The sequence below is a fragment of the Tolypothrix bouteillei VB521301 genome (genome assembly GCF_000760695.4).
In the GTDB taxonomy this organism is placed as follows: Bacteria; Cyanobacteriota; Cyanobacteriia; order Cyanobacteriales; family Nostocaceae; genus Scytonema; species Scytonema bouteillei_A.
Genome location: NZ_JHEG04000001.1, coordinates 2,439,578 through 2,460,362, shown reverse-complemented (window position 1 = coordinate 2,460,362; position 20,785 = coordinate 2,439,578). Strand labels below are relative to the sequence as shown.

General features: G+C 40.9%; 15 protein-coding genes. 3 read left to right on the top strand and 12 right to left on the bottom strand.

Going from position 1 to position 20,785, the window contains the following annotated elements; translation table 11 throughout:
• Positions 1-96 precede the first annotated feature (96 nt).
• Positions 97-915 carry a type 1 glutamine amidotransferase gene (locus HC643_RS09895; RefSeq protein ID WP_038084552.1) on the top strand — a complete coding sequence of 273 codons (819 nt, stop codon included), beginning with the start codon at positions 97-99 and terminating at the stop codon, positions 913-915.
• Positions 916-995: 80 nt separating this feature from the next.
• On the opposite strand, the gene HC643_RS09890 is transcribed toward HC643_RS09895, so the two are convergent.
• From HC643_RS09890 to HC643_RS09840, 11 genes are all read right to left on the bottom strand, one after another.
• Positions 996-1,556, bottom strand: a complete 561-nt coding sequence (locus HC643_RS09890; protein ID WP_050046166.1) for a hypothetical protein — start codon at positions 1,554-1,556, stop codon at positions 996-998.
• Between the two features lie 362 nt (positions 1,557-1,918).
• Positions 1,919-2,872 carry a c-type heme family protein gene (locus HC643_RS09885; protein ID WP_050046167.1) on the bottom strand — a complete coding sequence of 318 codons (954 nt, stop codon included), beginning with the start codon at positions 2,870-2,872 and terminating at the stop codon, positions 1,919-1,921.
• 95 nt (positions 2,873-2,967) lie between these two features.
• Positions 2,968-4,209: an MFS transporter gene (locus HC643_RS09880; protein WP_038084546.1), complete on the bottom strand. Its 1,242-nt coding sequence runs from the start codon at positions 4,207-4,209 to the stop codon at positions 2,968-2,970.
• Between the two features lie 496 nt (positions 4,210-4,705).
• A complete protein-coding gene (locus tag HC643_RS09875; protein WP_038084543.1) occupies positions 4,706-6,349 on the bottom strand; it encodes an MFS transporter in 1,644 nt (547 codons plus the stop codon).
• 361 nt (positions 6,350-6,710) lie between these two features.
• Positions 6,711-8,027 carry a cytochrome P450 gene (locus HC643_RS09870; RefSeq protein WP_082051774.1) on the bottom strand — a complete coding sequence of 439 codons (1,317 nt, stop codon included), beginning with the start codon at positions 8,025-8,027 and terminating at the stop codon, positions 6,711-6,713.
• A 168-nt stretch (positions 8,028-8,195) separates the two neighbouring features.
• Complete coding sequence (locus HC643_RS09865) at positions 8,196-8,570, bottom strand: VOC family protein (RefSeq protein WP_038084540.1); 375 nt, start codon at positions 8,568-8,570, stop codon at positions 8,196-8,198.
• Positions 8,571-8,641: 71 nt separating this feature from the next.
• Positions 8,642-9,907, bottom strand: a complete 1,266-nt coding sequence (locus HC643_RS09860) for a cytochrome P450 (protein WP_038084555.1) — start codon at positions 9,905-9,907, stop codon at positions 8,642-8,644.
• Between the two features lie 276 nt (positions 9,908-10,183).
• Positions 10,184-11,434: a cytochrome P450 gene (locus tag HC643_RS09855; protein ID WP_038084538.1), complete on the bottom strand. Its 1,251-nt coding sequence runs from the start codon at positions 11,432-11,434 to the stop codon at positions 10,184-10,186.
• Positions 11,435-11,677: 243 nt separating this feature from the next.
• The gene (locus tag HC643_RS09850) at positions 11,678-12,355 is read right to left on the bottom strand and encodes a glutathione S-transferase family protein (RefSeq protein ID WP_038076099.1); all 678 of its coding nucleotides are present in this window, start codon (positions 12,353-12,355) and stop codon (positions 11,678-11,680) included.
• Positions 12,355-13,953 (bottom strand): FAD-dependent monooxygenase, encoded by a 1,599-nt coding sequence (locus tag HC643_RS09845; protein WP_038075840.1) that lies wholly within the window; start codon positions 13,951-13,953, stop codon positions 12,355-12,357. Before HC643_RS09845 ends, HC643_RS09850 begins: the two co-directional genes overlap by 1 nt.
• A gap of 18 nt (positions 13,954-13,971) precedes the next feature.
• Positions 13,972-17,325, bottom strand: a complete 3,354-nt coding sequence (locus tag HC643_RS09840; RefSeq protein WP_038075831.1) for a ferritin-like domain-containing protein — start codon at positions 17,323-17,325, stop codon at positions 13,972-13,974.
• Between the two features lie 462 nt (positions 17,326-17,787).
• Between HC643_RS09840 and HC643_RS09835 the strand changes: the two genes are divergently transcribed.
• Positions 17,788-18,264, top strand: coding sequence for an OsmC family protein (locus HC643_RS09835; RefSeq protein ID WP_038075828.1), 477 nt, complete (start codon positions 17,788-17,790; stop codon positions 18,262-18,264).
• Positions 18,265-18,737: 473 nt separating this feature from the next.
• Entirely contained in the window at positions 18,738-20,489 is a 1,752-nt protein-coding gene (locus HC643_RS09830) for a DUF262 domain-containing protein (protein WP_038075826.1), read from the top strand.
• 200 nt (positions 20,490-20,689) lie between these two features.
• On the opposite strand, the gene HC643_RS09825 is transcribed toward HC643_RS09830, so the two are convergent.
• Positions 20,690-20,755 carry a DUF4351 domain-containing protein gene (locus HC643_RS09825; RefSeq protein WP_419723336.1) on the bottom strand — a complete coding sequence of 22 codons (66 nt, stop codon included), beginning with the start codon at positions 20,753-20,755 and terminating at the stop codon, positions 20,690-20,692.
• Positions 20,756-20,785: the final 30 nt, after the last annotated feature.

Here is a 20,785-nt window from a genome sequence, read left to right as displayed (position 1 = left end):
AATAGCTAATAGCTAACAGCTAATAGTGTTTTGACCATTAGCAATTAGCAATTAGCAATTAGCAATTAGCAATTAGCAATTAACCAAAGGAATTTTATGAATAATCAACAATATGAATTAACAATTGGTTGGCTTTATCCAAAACTGATGAGTACTTACGGCGATCGCGGTAATGTTATTTGTATAGAACGCCGGAGTCAGTGGCGGGGGTATAGTGTCCGCGTATTACCTCTCGATCAAAGTTCTACTGCAGAGGATATTCGTTCGGTGGATGTTATTGTGGGTGGTGGCGCACAGGATCGTCAACAAGAAATTGTCATGCGCGATTTACAAGGTGCGAAAGCAGAAGCTATGCGGGAGAAAATAGAAAATGGGACTCCTGGAGTGTTTACTTGTGGTTCGCCCCAGTTGTTGGGACATTATTATGAACCTGGGTTTGGACAACGAATTGAAGGCTTGGGCATATTAGATATGGTGTCCGTACATCCAGGCGAAAATGTGCGGCGTTGTATCGGTAATTTGGTTATAGAAGTCAGTGCAACTCGTTTAGCACGGGACTTGGAGGAGATGACGGGTAGCAAGCCCTATTTGATTGGTTTTGAAAATCATGGGGGACGCACCAAGCTAGGAAAAGTGGAAGCCCTCGGGCGTGTTGTTTGTGGATTGGGTAACAACGGTGAAGATGGAACAGAAGGGGCTTTTTATCAGAATGCGATCGCAACTTATTCCCACGGTCCTTTGTTACCAAAAAATCCCTTTGTTGCTGATTGGCTGATTCAAACTGCATTGCGGTTGAAGTATCAACAGCCCATTACCCTGTCACCTCTAGATGATACCTTAGCTATGCAAGCGAGGGAGGCGATGTTTAAGCGGTTAAAGGTAAATCCGCCAACTGTCGCTGCTGCTAGAGTTTAAATCTCTTTCTTGTAAAGCGGGCTGAAAAGCCCGCTTGAAGTATGATGGTAACTCTATACTCTTTCTTATTCAAACGGTTGTTAAACATTTAATTTTTCTTTTAAAATTTCTCGAAGTATACACTCGGCTCTTACTATAAAGTCTTCTTTAATCTCCCGTCTCTTTGGCTTACCTATCTTGTTACTTAAGGTAGATACAAGAGCGTAACTTGTTACGTAATTAGCCAATTCTTTACTAAATTGACCTGTTTTGACTTGTACATCATCATCTCCAAATAATGTAATGGCAATAGGTGAGATAATGTTTTGAATACCAATAGCTATGGAATTTTTTATAGCAGGTAGATTGAGAGATTTGTGTAAAATTGGTGATTTTCTCCAACTATCCTCAAGCCAAAAATCTTCAAGGTCTTCAATTTTTGTTAATTTAAATATTTTATGATGATATTTATAATACTCATAAAATATTTTAGCAAATTCAATATTAATTACTTGATTGATTTCTATTTTGAAATTAGGGGAAATGTTTTCCCATATATTAAATAAATGCCAGAAAACAATTGTATAAGAATCTAAAACTAGCTCGTACTCTATTTGAGTTTCATTTACATCTAACTTGGATAAAAAATCAAGCTTTTTCATTAATGTACTTCTTGTATGATGTCTGTTCATCAGACTTCTTGCATAAGTTTTTTTTCCACGCAAAGCTGCAACAAGTCAGAAAAAAATTAACTTTTTTAAGAAATCCATTGAAATTAATATACAAAATTGTCCTTAAGCTCGACTATGGGATTTTTACGGAAATTCTCACTTGTGAGATTTTTTCTCTAATTTTTTTTAGAAGAAAATTCACAGGACAAATATTATGTTTTCTACTAAAATATCCTCTAAGCTGTGCGCCCTTAAATTTTCTCATGTTGACTGACAGAGAGAGGGGGAGGGTGTTGATTAATTTTTCCCCAGTTTGAGAATCTACAAATTATATGGACCAAAGCTTACTTACCCTATTTTCCATGTTCTTCTCGATTGACTATTCGGTAACGCTCGTACCTTCTAATTGCCATAACTAAACTCAACTTCATACGTGTAAAAGCTTCTATCAAGCTACCTATTTCATCATTTGCTACCTTCTCAAACTCAACATCAAAATTACCAGTACTGACTGCTTCTGTTACCCGAACAACCTGTTTAATAGGTCTAACAACATAACGTTTCAGCCAAAAATTAGCTATATAAATAGCACTGGCAAAAATCAGAGTAACAATTCCCATGACTATAACCAGCGACTGTCGAGCTTTTTGTAAAACTTCATTAGCGGGAATAGAAACAATTTGAGCACCATTGACCATATTTAATTTCCAACCAAACCCATTGCGATCGCCATACATATCAATCATTGTTTTAGGAGCAACATCAGGTGTGCTGTGACACTGCAAGCAACTAGATTCAGTGATAGATAGAGGGAGCGCAATGTAAAAAAAGTTTTTTCCCAAAAGAGAACGAAACCCTGACAAGTTTTTCAGATTTTTATTCTTTTGAAATTCTTTAACAATTGTCGCTTCAAAAGTATCGGCTTTATCTCGAATATTTGTAGGATTTAGCATTGCTTCTTTATAAAGAAAGTCTTTGAATCTTTCATTTTTCTTTTGTAAATCTTCCAAGACTTTTCGTGAGGAATAAGCTGGAATTGCCTGCTGTAAAAACTCACTATTATCCAAACGAGGTTGTAATTGAGGAACGACTTCAGTTGTTGTATAAGAGCGAACAGAGTTGATAGTCTGAAGCAATAACCAGGCGCTTGAGCTAATTTCGTCTTGAGTTTTGTAATTTAAAACGCCAGCTAAAGCTATTCCGCTTAGAGCAATTCCTTCAATAAATACAAGTAACAGGAGTGCAGTCAGTTTTTTAGCTAAAGTTAAATTGTTAAAAATTAATAAGCTTTTTTTTAAGAGATACATAGAATTTATTTGTTATGAATCATTTCTGGTTTATTAAGTAGGGGGGAAACGATCCACCCCTGTCTGACTTTTGGTTGACCTACATAATTATTCATTTACCCGATGTAATGCTCACCTTTCCGGCTCAACTCAGGTTTGTGTACTGTTCCTACTAGGAAAGAATTCAGCACTATGAATGTAACCAGGGAAAAAATAGCGCTAGCATATAAAGCTCCTTGAACTCCTATAAATCCAAAGGCAATACCGACTAAAGCGGGACCAAGCGCCCTTCCCAAAGATTGGAGAGTCACATTCATTGCCATAAATCCAGCACGATTATCCTCTGGTGCAAGACGTGCAAAGACTGTTTGGATAGATGGTAGTGCAATACCAAGACCTGCACCAAAGATAAGCACGGGGATAAAAAGCAACCACACATTACTTATTAAGGGAGCAATGAATAGTGCTACAGCACAGATGACGAACGAGATTTTAATAAGTGTAACTTCCGAGAACTTCTGAGCAAAGCGCCCCAATTGAGAAGCAAACAAAGCAAGAGTTATTTCCATACTGGCAAGGATAATACCAATGACTGCACCAGATGCACCGAGATGATTCGCCGCTAAAAGTGGAATGCAGATAAAACAAGCACCAAATTCTAAGATAAATAAAGACAATACCGCAAACAACAGCACTAATACAGAACGGTTGTTAATACTTTGCCAAGTACTGCTCACATAAGCTTTGATATTGAAATCTTCAACAGACCTTTGGCTTTGCGTTTTTGGTAGTTTTAGCTTTGTCAACGCTAATAACGCAATTGGGAGAGCAAGAAATGAGAGTAAAAATGGGTATTGCCAACTAAGTTGCGCCAATCCACCCCCAACGAGAGGATAAACTGTTGCACTAATGCCAATCATACTGGCGTTAAATGCCATAGCAGCAGTCAACATCTTCCCAGAGTAAACATCCGCAATGACAGTAAGAGACAAAGACTCCAAACTAGCAGCGCCAACGCCTTGCAAAAATCTCCACTCTAATAAACTGCGAAAATCCCGTGCAAAAGCACTTAAAATTCCGCCAAGTGCAAACAGCAGTAAAGAAGGAATAAGGATTTTCTTTCTACCAATACGGTCAGCCAAAATGCCAAAGATTGGAGTTCCAATTGCAATTGGGATCAGAAAGCTTGCCATCACCAATCCAATTTGTTCATCTGGAACCTTAAAAGCTTCCCCAATGGCTGGTAGTGCTGGATTGATAGCCATCACACCCATAACTGATATCAGTGTTATACTGATGATGATATAGAGATTGTTATCTTTATAGATAGGATTTGATTTATCTTGTTGAAATTTCATAGTAGTTAGTAGTTGTTGGTGATACTTTTCAGTGATTGTCTTCTGTATTTAACCAACATCCAGAATTGAAGCATTTTCGCAAATTAAATAGCTCTGGAGCTTAAGTTCAGACCTTTTCAGACCTTTTCTGTCTTTTTATGACTCTTGTCTACAATTGAGTAGCTAGGTCAATTTATTTATATATCTCTAGAACCTAGAATCACGATTACACAGGTATTTCAGGCAACATGAAGAGAAAATTAATTTTCACGGGTACTGACTTTCTACAAAATTCCCGGCTTCTTCAAGAAGTCGGGAATCGATAGGAATTTATACATTGCTAGGATTGTGGATTATCCATTGTTAGTCTAATTTCATGAATAATTGCCTGCTAACCACTAACCACTAATACCAGGTTCGCCTAAGTAATGACGATAAGAATGACGCGGAGATTGGGATACGCGGCGACATGCTTAATTTTTAATCGTAAGCCATTATCCGAACACGATATAACTCATTAAGCAATTTGAAATTTAAAAGAGACTGCATCTCGCCTACCGATACTGAAGGTCAAACCGGGCTTTAACTTATACCAAATTCCGGGTAATAGAGGATATTTATTAATGTAAGTTCCATTAGAACTGCCCATATCTTGAATGTAGTATTCTCCTCCCTCAAATTTAATTTCTGCATGAATCCGAGAAACAATATCAGAATTGGGTAATCCAGATAAATCGATATCAGGAAAGCTGCGTTTGTTAGGTTTTCCTATGCGAATGAGAGAGAAATTATCGGGTAATTCAATAACTTTATTGCTTTGAACATGGAATAATCTGGCAACAGGTTTTTCTGCAACTGTGGGAACTTCAACAAAGCTAGGCTCGAAACTAACTTGTTCTGCATTCACAAAGCTGAGAGCAACCGAAGGACTATCCGACGAAGGACTGGGGCTTGGTTTTTTAGTTGCTAGCAGAGCATTGAAAATGACTAATGCGATTAATGAAATAACCGCACTAGTTGCAAAAACCGCCCGCGTTCCTAAAATCATATCAACAATGCTTCCAAGCAAAGGACCAAGTGTTTGTCCCCAGGATTGTACTGTTGAATTTACTGCCATAAAACCGGCTCGAGATTCTTGTGCAGCAAGCCCTGCTAGCAACGCTTGCGTGGATGGAAACGCAAGACCTTGGGCTGCACCAATTAACACAATCGGGATAAATAGCAGCCATACGTTATGAACAAAGGGAACAATCAGGAATGCAATAGCAGCAAGAATAAAAGAAAATTTGATAAGCTTAATTTCAGAAAATTTCTGTGTCAGCCGTCCTAGTTGAGAAGCAACAACAGCAACAGCAAGCGATATAGCAGTCAGCAGAAAACCATTAAAAGCTTCAGATGCCCCTAACTCATTTCCTGCCAAAATTGGAATGTAAGTTAAGCAAGCTCCTACTTGCAGCATGAATTGTACCATCACTGCAAACATCAGCCCTACAACTTGGCGGTTGTTAATGCTACTCCAGGTACTTTGGAGATAAGGTTTTAGTTGAAAATTTTGCTGGTTGGTTTGTTGCTTTGGCAGTTTGAGTGTGAATAATACCAACAGAGCAATCGGAATGGCAAGCAATGATACTATGAATGGATACCGCCAGCTAAAACCAGCTAAAAGTCCACCAATGAGAGGAAAAAGTGCGGAACTTATGCCGATTAATCCAGCATTAAACGCCATAACAGAGCCCAGCTGTTTTCCTCTGTAGAGATCGCCAATTATAGTCAGTTGTAAAGATTCTAAGCTTGCAGTACCAATACCTTGTATAAGTCTCCATTCTAAAAGACTGCGAAAGCTTTGGGCAAAGCCGCTTAAAGTTCCACCCAAAGCAAATATAAGTAGGGAAGGTACTAAGATTTGCTTTCTACCAAAAGTGTCAGCTAAAACTCCAAAGATTGGAGTTACAATCGCACCAGGGAATTGAAAGAGCGTTGCAACCAATGACACCTGTTCGCTGGAAACACTAAAAACTTTTGATATAGTTGGTAGTGCTGGATTAAAAATTGTTCCACCCAAAATTGCTATAAGTGTTATCGCATTAATAATGTAAAAGTTTTTATCCTGGTATATCTTACTTGCAGGTTTGATTTTGGTTGGACTTATAGAAGAACTCATCCGTTTTCTTCCTTAATTTGCAAAGATTTTCTAAAAAATGTGAGTTGGAAGGAAAATCAAAAATACGATTTTGTGCTTGTGAGATGAAGAATCTCAAAAAAATCAATATATTTATTATAGAGAAATATATTCCTCAAATTGTTTGGCAAATATTTCTAGTTGCCAATTAGCAAAATCTATTGATTCAATAGAACTTTTGTCTTAGTTATAAGGAGTTATTAACAAAGACAAAAGTTATAGTAGTACGAAACTTTGTATGGAGTAACAACACTTTAGTAAAAGTTATCAATCGCTGTGAGATAAAAGTGAAGAGTTGGCTTAACTTGCGATCGCACAATGCTCAAGTCCGGTACTCCACTCATTAAGCCCTGTCCCACTCCAAATAGAGTTGTGCGTAACCTCGGTTAAGCAATGCAGGAATATGTGTTAGTTGTTGGTTCGGACGAAGCCGGAGATTTGGCAGGCGTGAAGACAAAACTTCTAGAGCAATCCGTCCTTCCCGACGAGCCAAATTAGAACCCGTGCAGTGATGAACTCCATGACTAAATGCGAGATGGTTAACAGGTGTCTGTTTGAAACGTTCAATGTTGAAGCGATCGCTATCAGGATACTGATTTTCATCACGATTGGCAGAACCATACAGCAAAAGGATGCGCGTGTCCTTAGGTAATGTGGCTCCGGCGAGGGAAACCTCTTGTGTAGTAACCCGAATCATTGATGCAGCTGGAGTATCGTACCTCAATACCTCTTCTAGTGCAATAGGAATAAGAGATGGTTCATCACAGAGGCTTTGCCACAACTCAGGCTGTTCTAACAAAAGTTTTAAAGCTTTGCCAATTAAATTAGCAGTTGTTTTATGTCCTGCTACAATCATCTCACATAAAAGCAGCACTATCTCTGGTACAGTTAAGTCACTAGTTAATAGATCGCTAATCATGTCGCCGTTAGGTGAAATGTGTCGTTCTTCAACTAAACGTGCCATAAAATGCTGTAAATCAACATAGCTGCGAGCACACTCAACTTGTCGTTCTGGCGTTAAAGGTGTAGAAAACAAAGCTGTAACTTCACTACCCCAATGCTTCACTTCTGCCATCTTATTTAAAGGAACACCGTACATATTGAAGATAACTTCAAGGGGCAGAGGATAAGCAAACTTTGATAAGATTTCTACCTGACCATCATTGATAAAATTGTCTACCAATCTGTTAGCGATCGCACGAGTTGAGCCTTCCATAGCGACTAGTTTTTCTGTGGCGAAAGCTTTCAAAAAAGGAGCACGGAAGCGCCTGTGTTGTTCGCCATCACTACCAATAAGTGAAACAACGGGAAAGCCTTGACGCAACACTTCAATTGTCTCAGGAGCAAAGTCGCCAACAGATTGGAGACTTTGTGCAGAAGAAAATCGTACTGGATCTTTCAGTACTGTTAAAACATCTTCATATCGCGTCAGAACATAAGCATTCAATAGTGAACTGAAAAAGATTGGTTCTTCATTTCTAGCATGCTTATAGAAGGGATAAGGGTTATCCAGTAATGGATTAACAAAGGGGTGAAACTCTTTTCCAAGATGAGGGCAAGTCTTTTGCTGTTTTTCTATTCCTTTCTCCTCACTCAATTGTTCATCTTGTTGGTCATTGAACGCTAGATTGTGTGCTTGCAGGGTATCAACGTTATCCATTTTTTCGTCTCTTAAACTTACAAAAAATCTAGAAAGAAATATTTCCACCAAGGATGAAGCAACCTTGTGAATCATCTATTGTTAATTAACAGCTATGGCTGAGTGCTTTTCGCAAACGGAATCGCTTTATAGCTTGAGTTCAGACCTTTTCTGACTTTTTCTGTCTTTTTATGACTCTTGATAGTAAATCGAGAAAGGGTTACCTTCTGGGTCAAAACCATCCGCTACTTTTAACCCAGGTCTGCGGGAACGAATATCACTTAATTTTGCACCGCGCTCAGTCAACATCTTGTGAGCAGTTTCCATGTCATTGACGCTAAATGCGAGCTTTGGTCTATCCTGACCGAGTGGCTTCTCTTTGTCTAGATGGAGCACTAGGCTGCATTCCCCTGTGGCAAACTCTACCCAAATTACATCCTTGTAGTCATCCACATTCGTCGGGTCGATCGCTGTCAAGTTCAGTACATCGCGATAAAAGCGGGCTTGGGTATTCATATCCTTTACATAAATGATAATTTTTGTCAAGCCTTTTACAATACTCATTTGATTAACTCCTTATGATGTGATATTTATTTGAAGTAAGAAACGTTTGAAAGAGATATATGTAATGGGTTTCACCTTTGTTGAGGGATATCCCACTCCACTTCGAGACGTGTAAAACCACGGAAGATCATTGTTGGCACGTGGGTAAATTTTTGGTTTGGGCGCAGTCGCAGATTTGGCAATCTCGAAGACAAGATTTCCAGAGCGATTCTTGCTTCGCGACGAGCTAAATTTGAACCAATACAGTGATGGACTCCGTGACCAAATGCGAGATGGTGAGCTTGTGGTTGTTTAAAACGTTCAATCTCAAAGCGATCGCTATTACTGTACTTAGTTTCATCGCGGTTAGCGGAAGCATACATCAAAAAGATACGAGTCCCTTTGGGTAGTTCAACTCCCGCGAGTTCCACATCTTGGGTAGTTGTGCGACTCATTGTTGGGACTGGAGCATCGTACCTGAGTACTTCTTCCAAAGCAGCAGGAATGAGCGATAAATCGTTACAAATAGCCTGCCACGATTGGGGACGTTCCAGTAGGAGTTTTAAGGCATTCCCAATCAAATGGGAGCTCGTCTTATGTCCTGCTTGTATTAAGCCCATTAAAATTCTCACCAACTCCGGCATATTCAGGTTAGAGGTAAGTACATTGCTAATTAAGTCGTTGCAAGGTGCATTCCGTCGTTCCTCGATTAAACCTGCAACGAAATGCTGCATCGCCACCATACTGCGAGCGCATTGCACCTGTTCTTCTGGCGTTAGAAAAGACGATATCAAAGCATTCATGTCATAGCACCACTGCTTGAGTTCTGCCATCCTATCTAATGGGATACCGTACATAGTGAGGATAGCCTCAAGAGGCAGAGGATAAGCAAATTGCGATATGATGTCTGCCTGACCATCATTGACAAAACTATCTACCAGCCTATTAGCAATAGCGCGAATAGAATCTTCCATAGCCTCAAGGCGCTCTGGTGCAAACACTTTCATCAAAGGAGCGCGTAAGCGTTTGTGTTCTTCGCCATCGCTATCAACCAAATCGCGTACCAAGGGAAAGCCTTGACGCAGTACTTCAAACACCTGAGGCGTAAATTCGACAATCGGGCTGAGAGTATCTGTCGAAGAAAAGCGTGCTGGGTCTTTCAATACAGTTAGGATCTCATCATAACGAGTAAGAACATAGCCGTTTAACAACGGGCTGTAAAATAGTGGCTCCTCAACTCTTGCATGTTTATAAAATGAATAAGGTTCCTCCAATTGTGGATTAGCAAAGGGTTGGTAAGCTTCTCCAAGATGGGGGCAAGTTTTCTTCTCAGGCTTTGTTGAAAGTTGTTCAATCATTTCGATCCTTATATGTATTACAATATTGCCAACAATAGTTCTATTGCCTTTGAGAATCAGTTCTGGCTGGGAGCGTAACATCTCAAGTGAATCTCATCTATGTTTAATTACCATCAAGAACTAAAGAGTTTTCGGAAACCAAATAGCTCTCCAGCGTGAGTTCAGACCTTTTCTGACTTTTTATGACCTCATGCAAAATTCCCGACTTCTTCAAGAAGTCGGGAATCTATGAGTGAAAAATGCTCTTTTGCAATAACTATTTAACCCGATACGTCCTTAAGCTACAGGTTTATTAAAAGCAACCCTGAGATGATTGGGACCGTGAAACACGATATTGTTAGCCCACTGAATCTTCTCGTCTAGCAAACGAAGTTCTGGTAAACGGTTGAGCAGGACATTTATAGCAATTTGACCCTCAGCGCGGGCTAACGACGAACCAAGACAGTAATGGATACCGCCGCCATAAGCACTGTGTTTGTTGTCTTGACGCTGTATATCTAGAACATCGGGATTCTTGAATTGAGCGGGATCTCGGTTAGCAGAGCCAAGCATGACGCCTACACTGTCCCCGCGCCGGATTAACTTCCCACCAACCTCAACATCTGCATAAGCCCAACGTGTTACCATCTGGATGGGGGTGTCGTAGCGGACGAACTCTTCTACTGCCGCAGGGATAAATTCGGGGTGGGAGCGTAACTTTTTGAGTGCTTCTGGATGGTGAAGTAACGCCAGTGTCCCCTTAGCAATCAGATTGATTGTAGTTTCATGTCCCGCCGTCAACAAGTGAGTACAAGTAGCAACGATTTCAAAGTCACTCAATTTGTCGCCTTCATCAGCAGCCTTAACCAAAGCTGAGATCAGATCTTCCCGTGGATTGGCACGTCGCTCTGCAATTAGAGGAGTAAAATAGTCGATAAATGATTGAGCACCACGGTTTGCCTGTTCGTAAACTTCTGGTGGTGGTTTCAAACGGGAAGCACTGGCATGCTGCATAGCAAGAGCCCATTCACGAAACAATGGTAGGTCTTCTGGGTCAGCACCCAGCATAATAGCAACTACCTTGGTTGGCAGAGGGAAAGCGAAATCCTCAACCAAATCCAATTCTCCACGGTTTTGAACTTTATCCAGCAGATTGTCTGCAATTTGGTAGATGGCTGGACGAATGTTTTCGACAATTTTTGGGGTGAATGCCTTGCTAGCTAGAGATTTTAGCCGTGTATGATTGGGTGGTTCCCGGAAAACTATCCAGTTACTTACCAGAGAGAGGAACGCATTATATGCCGTTGGTACTGGCGTAGTTTCAACATCCTCTCGTTCGTTCAAAGTTTCGCGACCAAATCTGCGGTCTTCCATCACTTGCATAACATCGTCATAACGGAAGATATACCAAGCACCAGGCAATTGAGGATTTGCAGAAATTCCCCAATGCACGGGGTCTTCTTCTCTGTAGCGCCGATAGACTGCATAGGGATCTGCGATGACTTCAGGTATAAATGGGTTAAGTCTTTCAATTGTAGAAACGGTCATTTTTGGCTCCGTTAGTTGTTAATTGTTAATTGCTAATTGTTAATTGCTAATTGCTAATTGCTAATTGCTAATTGTTAATTACCATTAGCCATTAGCCCTTCGGGTTCGCCCTTCGGGTTCGCCCTTCGGGTTCGCCCTTCGGGTTCGCCAGTCCCCTACGGCGGGAAACCCGCCTGCAGGGCTGGTCTCACCAGTCCCCTACGGCGGGAAACCCGCCTTCAGGGCTGGACTCACCATTAGCCATTAGCCATTATCCAATGGCATTAATTCAAGAGGGTTTTTTAACGCAGACAGCATTTGTATCATTTGCTCTCGTCCGGAGTTTTGAACTTTTGCCACAGATGGTCTGGATTCCAAACGCCGAACGTAATTTGTTAATTGAGGGAAATGCTTGTAGCTGTAAACCATACGCAGGTAACTTAAGGTGGGTGCAGCCGCACAGTCTGCAAGGGAAAACTCTTCCCCAGCCAACCAAGTTCTATCAGACAATCGTTCTTCTAGTTGCAAGCACGCTGTCTCTAGTAATCGATGTGCTTTTTTTATCTCACTACTGCCTTGTTCTTCCACCGGACGCTGAGTGTCGGAAAATAACGCTTCACGTCCTCGGTTGATGTACGCGTCAACGATCCGTTCGAGCATTCGTACCTCTAAAGCTAGCTTTGGCTCTTGTGGGATGAGATGGGGTTTGTTCTGAAACTTTTGGTCGAGATACTCGATAATGATGCAAGCTTCAAATAGTATTTGACCGGATTCGGTTACTAACGTGGGGATTTTGGCAAAAGGATTAATTTTTGTATATTGCGATCGCTCTTCTTTGTCAAAAAGATTAACTTCTATAGGTGTAAAAGCTGCGTCTTTTTCATAAAGAGCGATGAGGACTCGCTGGGAGTAGGATGAGGCTGGGGCATAGTAGAGTTTCATCATGAAAAGTAGCCTCGGACGCGATCGATAAGAGTACCTGGATCGCTCGGTAAAGTATCGCTTCTCCAAGCAACATGTCCGTCTGGTCGCACGAGTACATAAGCTTTTTCATAAAGTTGGGCAATTTCCGGTTTTTCGATAAAGGTGATTGTCAGTGGAACGCGTCTGTCGTAGCAAGCTTTGGCAAAAGCTTCGGTTCCTTGTTGTTCTTGGAAGCACAGCAGCACATACCCTTGACCAAAAAGATCCAATATAGATTTGTCAGGTGCTAACCATGCATGGGGTGCTCGCGATCCGGGATAACTATTTTGAGTCCATTGGAAAGGATCGCTGTTAGGAGGCGTACCATCAGGGATAACGATCGCTGACTCGTAACGGAATCCAAAATGAACCCCTGGTGCGTCGAATTCGCGCTTAACGTTACTGCGCTCTAAACCTTCAGCCATGGATCTCCGAATTGCTTCGCCTTCGGGAGAATCGCTTGTAATTGCTGGGGGAACAGCACGTTTTTGACCGCGTTGGAGGTTAGCATTTGCTTCTTCGAGGTTTCGGACTGCAATAGGACGTCTTTCCATCTCATAGGTATCGAGCAATTTTTCTCCGCCCCAACCTTTGAGGGTAGCAGCTAGTTTCCAACCCAGGTCGAGTGCATCACATATCCCCGTGTTCATGCCAAAACCACCAGAAGGTGAGAGTGTATGAGCAGAATCGCCTGCAAAGAACACGCGCCCTTGGCGGAATTTGTCAGCAACGCGATGGGTGAGATACCATTTGAGATTGGAAACAATTTCAATGGGGGTATCGATCGCGATCGCTTCTCGAACAGCTTCTTCTGGGTCGCGCAACTCACCGTTTTCTTTTGGTTTCAGAATGAGACGGTACGATCCCCGTCCATCGACAGAGCGGAGTGGTTCTTGTAACTTGGGGTTAACCAGGAAGAAAACCATAGCATTGCGCGAGCCCAATTGACTTGCTAGCTCTGGTGCGTTAAAGACAACGCTTTGAAACAGTTGAGTGGGATGGAATGATGGAGTTTCAACGTTACAAGCTTTACGGACTATACTGCGAGCACCATCGCAAGCCACCATATACTTAGCACGAATGATTTCCGTGTTTCCTGAATCTATGTTTGTCACCTTAGCGACAACTTCTTCATCCGTTTGTTCAAAGCTTTCCAAACGACAAAGAAGTTTAATAACTCCTGATGGATATTGTCCCAAAGCATCCATCAGAACGGGTGCGACCAAATTTTGAGGGCAAACTTGCTCTGGTTCTGGCGTGTATTCAGGTAGGCTTCTCTCAGCATAAGATGGAAAAGGTACGCGGTATATTTCATAACCTCCTACTGCCGTTACCCATGCAACATCTAAAGTATGATCGACAGGCCATCCAGCATTGCGTATGTGCTGAGAGATACTCCATCGTCGGTAAAGCTCCATAGAGCGGGGTCCTACCGTGCTAACTTTAGGGTCAGTGACAACTCCATCGGATTGCTCTATGAGGATACAATTGATACCTTGGTAACGCAATTCAAGTGCTGTTGATAACCCGACTGGTCCGCCGCCAACAATAAGAACATCTGTTTCAATATTATTCATAACTTTTCCCTAAGTTTATTAACCGAATATGTGCTGGGGATTTTTTGCAAAATCCTCAAAATATCTCGCGTAGAAATCAAACATTTCGTAAACCATGCTGGGGATGACTTCGCATTCTCTTGCTTGATGACTCAGGCGTTCAAATCGACTTGCGATCGCTTGATATGCAATCTCTGGTGTGGGAATGTATGTAGGTGGGTGGGCAATCTCAAAAGAAGGACCAGCTGTTTTCCCGCGTTTCCCAGAAGGCATAGTCATCAGCAGTTCACCCAAGGGACGCATCATACCTGTCATCACATCAATAGCTGGATTCATCAGCTTCGATCGCCGCATACTACCATGAGGCATTAACCCGAAGTGCTGCACCATCAGTTGCATCATTAAATAGTAAGACTCGTTAAAAATTTGCATCACGGCCCTGGTTTGGGGAACAGTCACAACAGTAGAACTGTAATCTTTGTGATGGAGCGTGGGGTTACGCAACGCGGGATATGCTGGAGTCCAAGGTAATTTATGCCCGGTAGTCGCATCAATGGTTTGTTCGCGAGCCAGTGCATCTGCAATGCGCCGGAATTTTTGGTAATGAGATTCTTCAAACTTAGGTGAATCCACCTCACAACCTTCTCCCTGTTCGACAATTAAGTCAATGGCAAAGAGAGCACTGTTGACGTCGTCTACTTGGAACTGATAATCGGGATGAGATTTATTAGTATCTTTTCGTAAGAATAGGTGGTGTTCGCCACCAACGCAACCCTTTTTAACAACAATTAAATCTGGAATATTTTCGATCGCAGTACGAATTTGGCGATACAGTTCGCTCAACGAACCATAACTATGCAGCTGATCAACGCTAGGATCGTTGGGTTCAGTTTCATGAGCTAAATCTTCAACTAAAAAGTCAGGCAATTCAAATTGTAAGAATCGTTGCAAGCTAGATGGACCAAAGGGTTCTAGAGCAAAGTCCACTTCAATTGGGAAGCGTCGATTCGCTTCATTCCAATTGGGTATAGCTGGATAAAAAGGTTCGCCAATCGCCATTAATATATTGTTAACCATCAAGAAATGAACCATTTCTTCACGGGAGATATCCAACAACACGCCCCGCATTCCATAGTCGTGTCCCTCCTGACCGTCACCGCAAGCCAGACGCAGTTGTTCGGGAGTCCACAAGCCCCGACGCACGTACTCTTGACCCGTGACATAGTTGGGAATGGAGTATGCTGCGTAGACATACTGCAACATCACTGCAACCTCAAGTTCTGCAGCGTGTCGCAGGGCGGCTACGAGTTCATCGCGAGTTTGAATGGTGCGTTGAGTGCTCTTTGGTGTTGGCTTGGTTTCGGGAACATAGCCCACTCGCTGTTGGTTTTGCAAATATTTACGCAAAAGCATTGCTTGAGGTTGGGACATATCTCGTGTGGGTGGCATATAATAAGTTTTGTTTTTGTTGCAAGGGTCGCACATTTGCCACATGAGGCGAGCGTAAGTTTCGACCTTGCATTTGTCCGCTAAACTGAAGACCTCGGCTTTCATGAAGGAAAAGGAAAGTTCGTAGAAAGCTAGGATATGTTTGTAAATGAGGTTGAAGTCTACTGACTCATCTGGAATGTCTTCTAAGTGCCAATCGTTAGTCAAGACTCGAACGGCGAAGGAACCAGCCCCAGACCAGAAGCCAAGGCGATCTTCGTTATCGTAGCTAACGATCGCTCGGTCTGTAAGTGAAGGATCGCCCGGTATTTCGTCAGCCCGTGTTGATAGCAGTACCCTTGCAGTCCCCGATTGAACTCCCCGCACAGTCACCCAACCGCGTCCTTGTTCATCAGTTGCGATAGTACTTTTAGCAGTAAAATCGCCCATTTCCTCACGCTTACCGGGTTTGAAATGTACGATGTCTAGACTTTGGGGAAAGTGGAAAGTTTTCCCGACATTCTCTGGATTGCGATCGAAGTCATAGCGTAACTGCGGCAAACCTTTAGGATTGTAAAATTGGTGCAAGTAGACTGTTTCCACAGGTGCGGGACGACCCCGGACAAAAGACCTCACCTCTAATTCTACAGAGTAGTCTAACCCACGCTTTTCATCTGGAAATTCAACAAACAAGCAAGCATCATTAACTTGGAGATTAATTTCCTCTTCCCGAACTAAAATCTGTCGCTGACCGTTGGGATGTGTTCCAACAATACACAAGCCCTGATGTTCGATCTCATCACACAGATTTTCAAAGGGTTCTGCTAAAGGTACGTCTACAATTCCACTTGTCAGTTGATGTGCTGGTTGTTGGTATGCTTCCTTGGGAATGCGTGCTACCAATCGCTGGCTTTTTACTGTACGCAGTTCCAACTCACCCAAGTCAAGCTTGGAAGCGATCGCATGAGTAGGTCCCGGTCCTGCTTGAATTGCACGTCCGTTGCAAGGGACTGCTGTCACCATATTCAAGCTAGCGCCTTGAGGGGTAATAGCAACTGTCAGGTTAGACAGCGTTCTGTCTTCCGGATTTTGAAAGATATGACGGGGAGTTAACAACCGACCTTGTGGGTAAGTCTTCAGTTCACCTTCACACCACAAACCGATAGTTCCATGTAAATGCCAAAAAACTGGTGAGTCGGGTTGTAACGGAGCCGACATATTGCTTAAGCTAAACTGTACAACCACTCCCAACACATCTTCTCGCTCCATTGCAGAACGTAATAGGGAAACGGTTGGTGAAAGTGCTGTTTCTTCACCCCAAAGCACATCTTTGGCGTCTTTGGGTATGACGAATTGATAGACTTCTGCACGCTTAAACTCACCGTTCAAGGGATGTTCTGGCAATTCTCGAATGTAGTTAAAGTTTTGCCAGCGAGCGGGTTGCATCCCTTCAACAGGAGCAGAGAGCATATATGGGACTTCATGGGATACACCCTGTCTTCCAAAAGTCAGTTGACCGACCATAATTGTGGTTGTCCAATTGGAAGCAGGATCGCAATCAAAGATCCGGGCGCGATTGAAAGTTGTGGCTAAGTAATCATTGAAGTGTCCCCACATATCAATGCTGCGTCCGACCGCTGGATCTTGCTGGTCAACTTGTCCTGCTTCGCGTTGGGTACTGACAATTTTTGCTTCGATCGCAAAGTGACCGTTTCCGCCAAAATCCCATCCCTTTGCCATACTGAAAGAACCGTTTTCATCCCATTGTCCTTCAGCATTAAACCGAGGTCCCAAGCTTTGAAGATATTCGTGGTATTCAGATAAAGGACGGTTGCGATCGAAACGTTCGCCATTCATATAAACTGTGTTGGTACTCAGATCTACCAAACCGTTTTTATGTCCCGTGGGGGCGTGGGTGCGGGCAAAGCCTTGAAAGTGCAAGCGTGGAAAGTCTAAGATGCTCATAATAACCTTTTCTTTGATTCTTCCGCGAAGGTTCAGGGGTTAGGGGCAAAGGAAAGAAATCTTTTCATTCCCTGGTTTGTCTTACCAATCCCGCTCAATCTAAAAATTTAAAAGATTTGAATTTTGATAAACTTTGGCAAATTGTTAATAGAAGCCTCAAAATTGTTACTGTTTGTTATATTCTTGAGATAAATTTTGTTTTCAATCGTTTCAGTCATTTTAAAATTAGGTTTAAAAAATAGGTGATGTTGACTGATTAACATAAATTAATATTTCCTTTTGGTAGATAAGGTATTATTTACCGTTTGCTTGCAGTCAATTGGTTACCATGGGGGAGAACAGAGTCTCTCGTTGTTTTTCTATAACTTGTCATCAAGAGTTGTTTCCCGTGTTCCGCAAATGTTGCAGCCCCTGCAAGCATCTTAAGACTATTTCCTACCTTTTCTGACTTTTTCTGACCTTATGACAAAATTTCACAGTTACTCGGTTGCGATCGCTTGGACTGGTAATCTTGGGGAAGGAACAGCAAATTACCGAGCATACAGCCGCAACCACGAGATTCAAAGTCAAGACAAACCTATAATTTATGGCTCGTCTGACCCATCTTTTCGTGGTGACCCAACACGGTATAATCCAGAGGAACTGCTGTTGGCATCAATTTCTGCTTGTCACATGCTCTGGTATCTTCATTTGTGTGCTAGTGCAAAAATCGTTGTCATGGATTACGTCGATCGTCCAGTTGGTGTCATGGAAGAGACAAATAATGGAAGCGGACGATTTACTGAGGTTACACTCAAACCTCGTGTGGCGATCGCTAACAGCGCAAACATCGAAACAGCAACCCGTTTGCACGAAGAAGCTCATAAAATGTGCTTTATTGCTAATTCTGTCAATTTCCCAATACGTCACTCTGCTGAAACTGTTGCAGTTGATAACTAGTCGTCCATCGTATTAATGGTGAATGGGTTGGAGCAAGCTCGCAGTTAAGAGAATAAGTTTTGTAACGGGAATGGAGCGATCGCAGTTTATCCAATTCAATAAACTAATACCAATTCTATGTGAAGTTGCACATTATTGCCCTCATTCTAGAAGGGTGGGGCTATACAAACAAAGGGGGCGCTTCGCAGGCTAATTGTATGCATCTTCATAGAAAATTGGTATAAGTCTCAAATTACTTTTTTTCCCAATTTTCTTAAATTCATGCCAGAATCTTATTAATTGAGGCAGTAAACCAAGCTCCTAGTTCAGTTAAGAACTTCTTTTGGCATAGCTATCGTTTTTTAAGATATGAGAATTACGTAAATTTTTAGTAAATTTTATATATTTTATCAGTATGTAGCATACAATTCATATTCACTGTTTAACATTCTTGATTTTATAAAACATAACTTTTTATTTTTCAGGATACAGAAATGGCGATAATTGAATCTCGTGACTATACTTTGGGAGAACTCTTTAAAGATTTTTATGTAGTTAAAGCTTATCAGCGGGAGTATGTTTGGGAAGAAAAACAAGTTGGAGAGCTTCTTGAAGATATTTATCAAGAATTTGAGAGAAACAAATCCGGTACAGGATGGGAGTATTTTATAGGCAGTATTATTGTGTGCAGTTCAGATAGAGCTTATGAATTAATTGATGGACAGCAGCGAATGACAACTGCATACTTAATTCTCTGTTCTATAAGAGATTATCGAGAAAAGCTCAAACCACAAGAAACTGTTGGTTCGGTGAAAGAGTTAATTGCCTCTTCATTTGTGGATCAAAATGGAAATGAAGTATTTCGAGATAGAGTGGAACTTCAATATGATAGTTGTGATGTTTTGAAAAAAATTGCAATGAAAGAAGATTTTGATGAAGTTCCAGATTCTAGTTCTATCAAAAAAATTAAAAAAGCTTATAAATTTATTCTAGATTTTTTTAAAGAAAAATTTGACGAAGATATCCAAGAAATTAAACAGTTTTATGCTCGCTTCACTCAAAATGTAAAGGTTGTTCGTGTAGAAACAAAAAGTGTATCCCATGCACTTACAGTTTTTGAAACAATTAACAACCGTGGAATAGGTTTGGATGCAATGGATTTGCTAAAAAACCAAATGTTTATGCACTTAAATAGTAAGGATTTTGAGAAATTAAAAAGTAAATGGAAAAAAATGATTAGCTTACTATTTAAAGCTGATGAAAAGCCTTTACGCTTTCTTCGTTACTTTATAACTGCAAAATATGAGTCAGGCGAACGGCTTAGAGAAGATAGAATATATGATTGGTTTGTTGAAAATAAAGATATATGCGGGTATACAGAAAACCCTTTGGAATTCGTTGATAGCCTTGTTAATTCTGCTCAAGCTTTTTTATACTTTAAAAATGGACAAGATAAATATGGTCATCTAAATCGTTATTTGTTAAATATATCTTACCTTTCTACCAAACAACATTTGACATTACTATTAGCATCTCAGCATTTATCAATAGAACTTTTTACAGAATTATGTCAAGAAATAGAAAATTTTTTATTTGTTCATATAGTTACACGAGAGGGTACTAGCAGGCTCGAAACCTTATTCACTCAGTGGACTGGAAAGCTACGTAAGGTCTCTAATAAAATAGAGCTAGAAAAATTTATACTCAACGAGCTTCAACCTGCTAAACAAAAACTATCTAAACAGTTTGAGCTAGCCTTCCGTCAGTTCAGTAAATCTTCTATTAGAAAGAAAATGTTGCAATACGTTTTAGCAAAATTAACGCAGTATATTGATGAAGAAGCATACGGAAGTATTGGAGCTTATACTGATTTAAAGAATTATATTAATGATACAGTAGAAATAGAACATATTTTATCTCAAACAGTTAATAAGGATAAATCTTTATTTGATAAACCTGCTGAAATTGAAAAATATATTCAAAAACTTGGAAATCTTACATTACTTGAAGGATCAATTAATCGCTCAATAAAAAATAAATCATTTACAGAAAAAAAGAAAGCTTACCCTAAATCGAAGTTTTTAATTACCAAATCTATAGCAGAGAAAGTAAACATTGGTGTTAATACAGCTGTCGATCGTGCGGTAAGAGATTTAGAGCCATTTAGTGACTGGAATACTGAATCTATTGAAAAACGCCAGGAATTACTAACTCAATTGGCGAAAAAAGTTTGGCGCATTGTGTAAATGAAATAATTTCTTTCAAGTCCTTGTTCAAGTCGCCCTCTTCCTTAGCTTGTTCTCTATTGGGCTGATAAACTAGTTCTAATTGCATACAGCAATTCGCGATTGTCTTTATTTGTATCTTGATTGATTCTCAAATTTTCTGACAGGTTGTCAACTCAGTTACCCGCTTGAAGAAAGCGGAGGTCTAAGGGTTTGTATTCTTAAGATTGATTTAACCAAGTTTGTAAATCAGCCACTTCAGAAAAGTCTAATAAGACTTCTCCCAATGCTTCAAGTTGTTCTATAGATAATTTTCT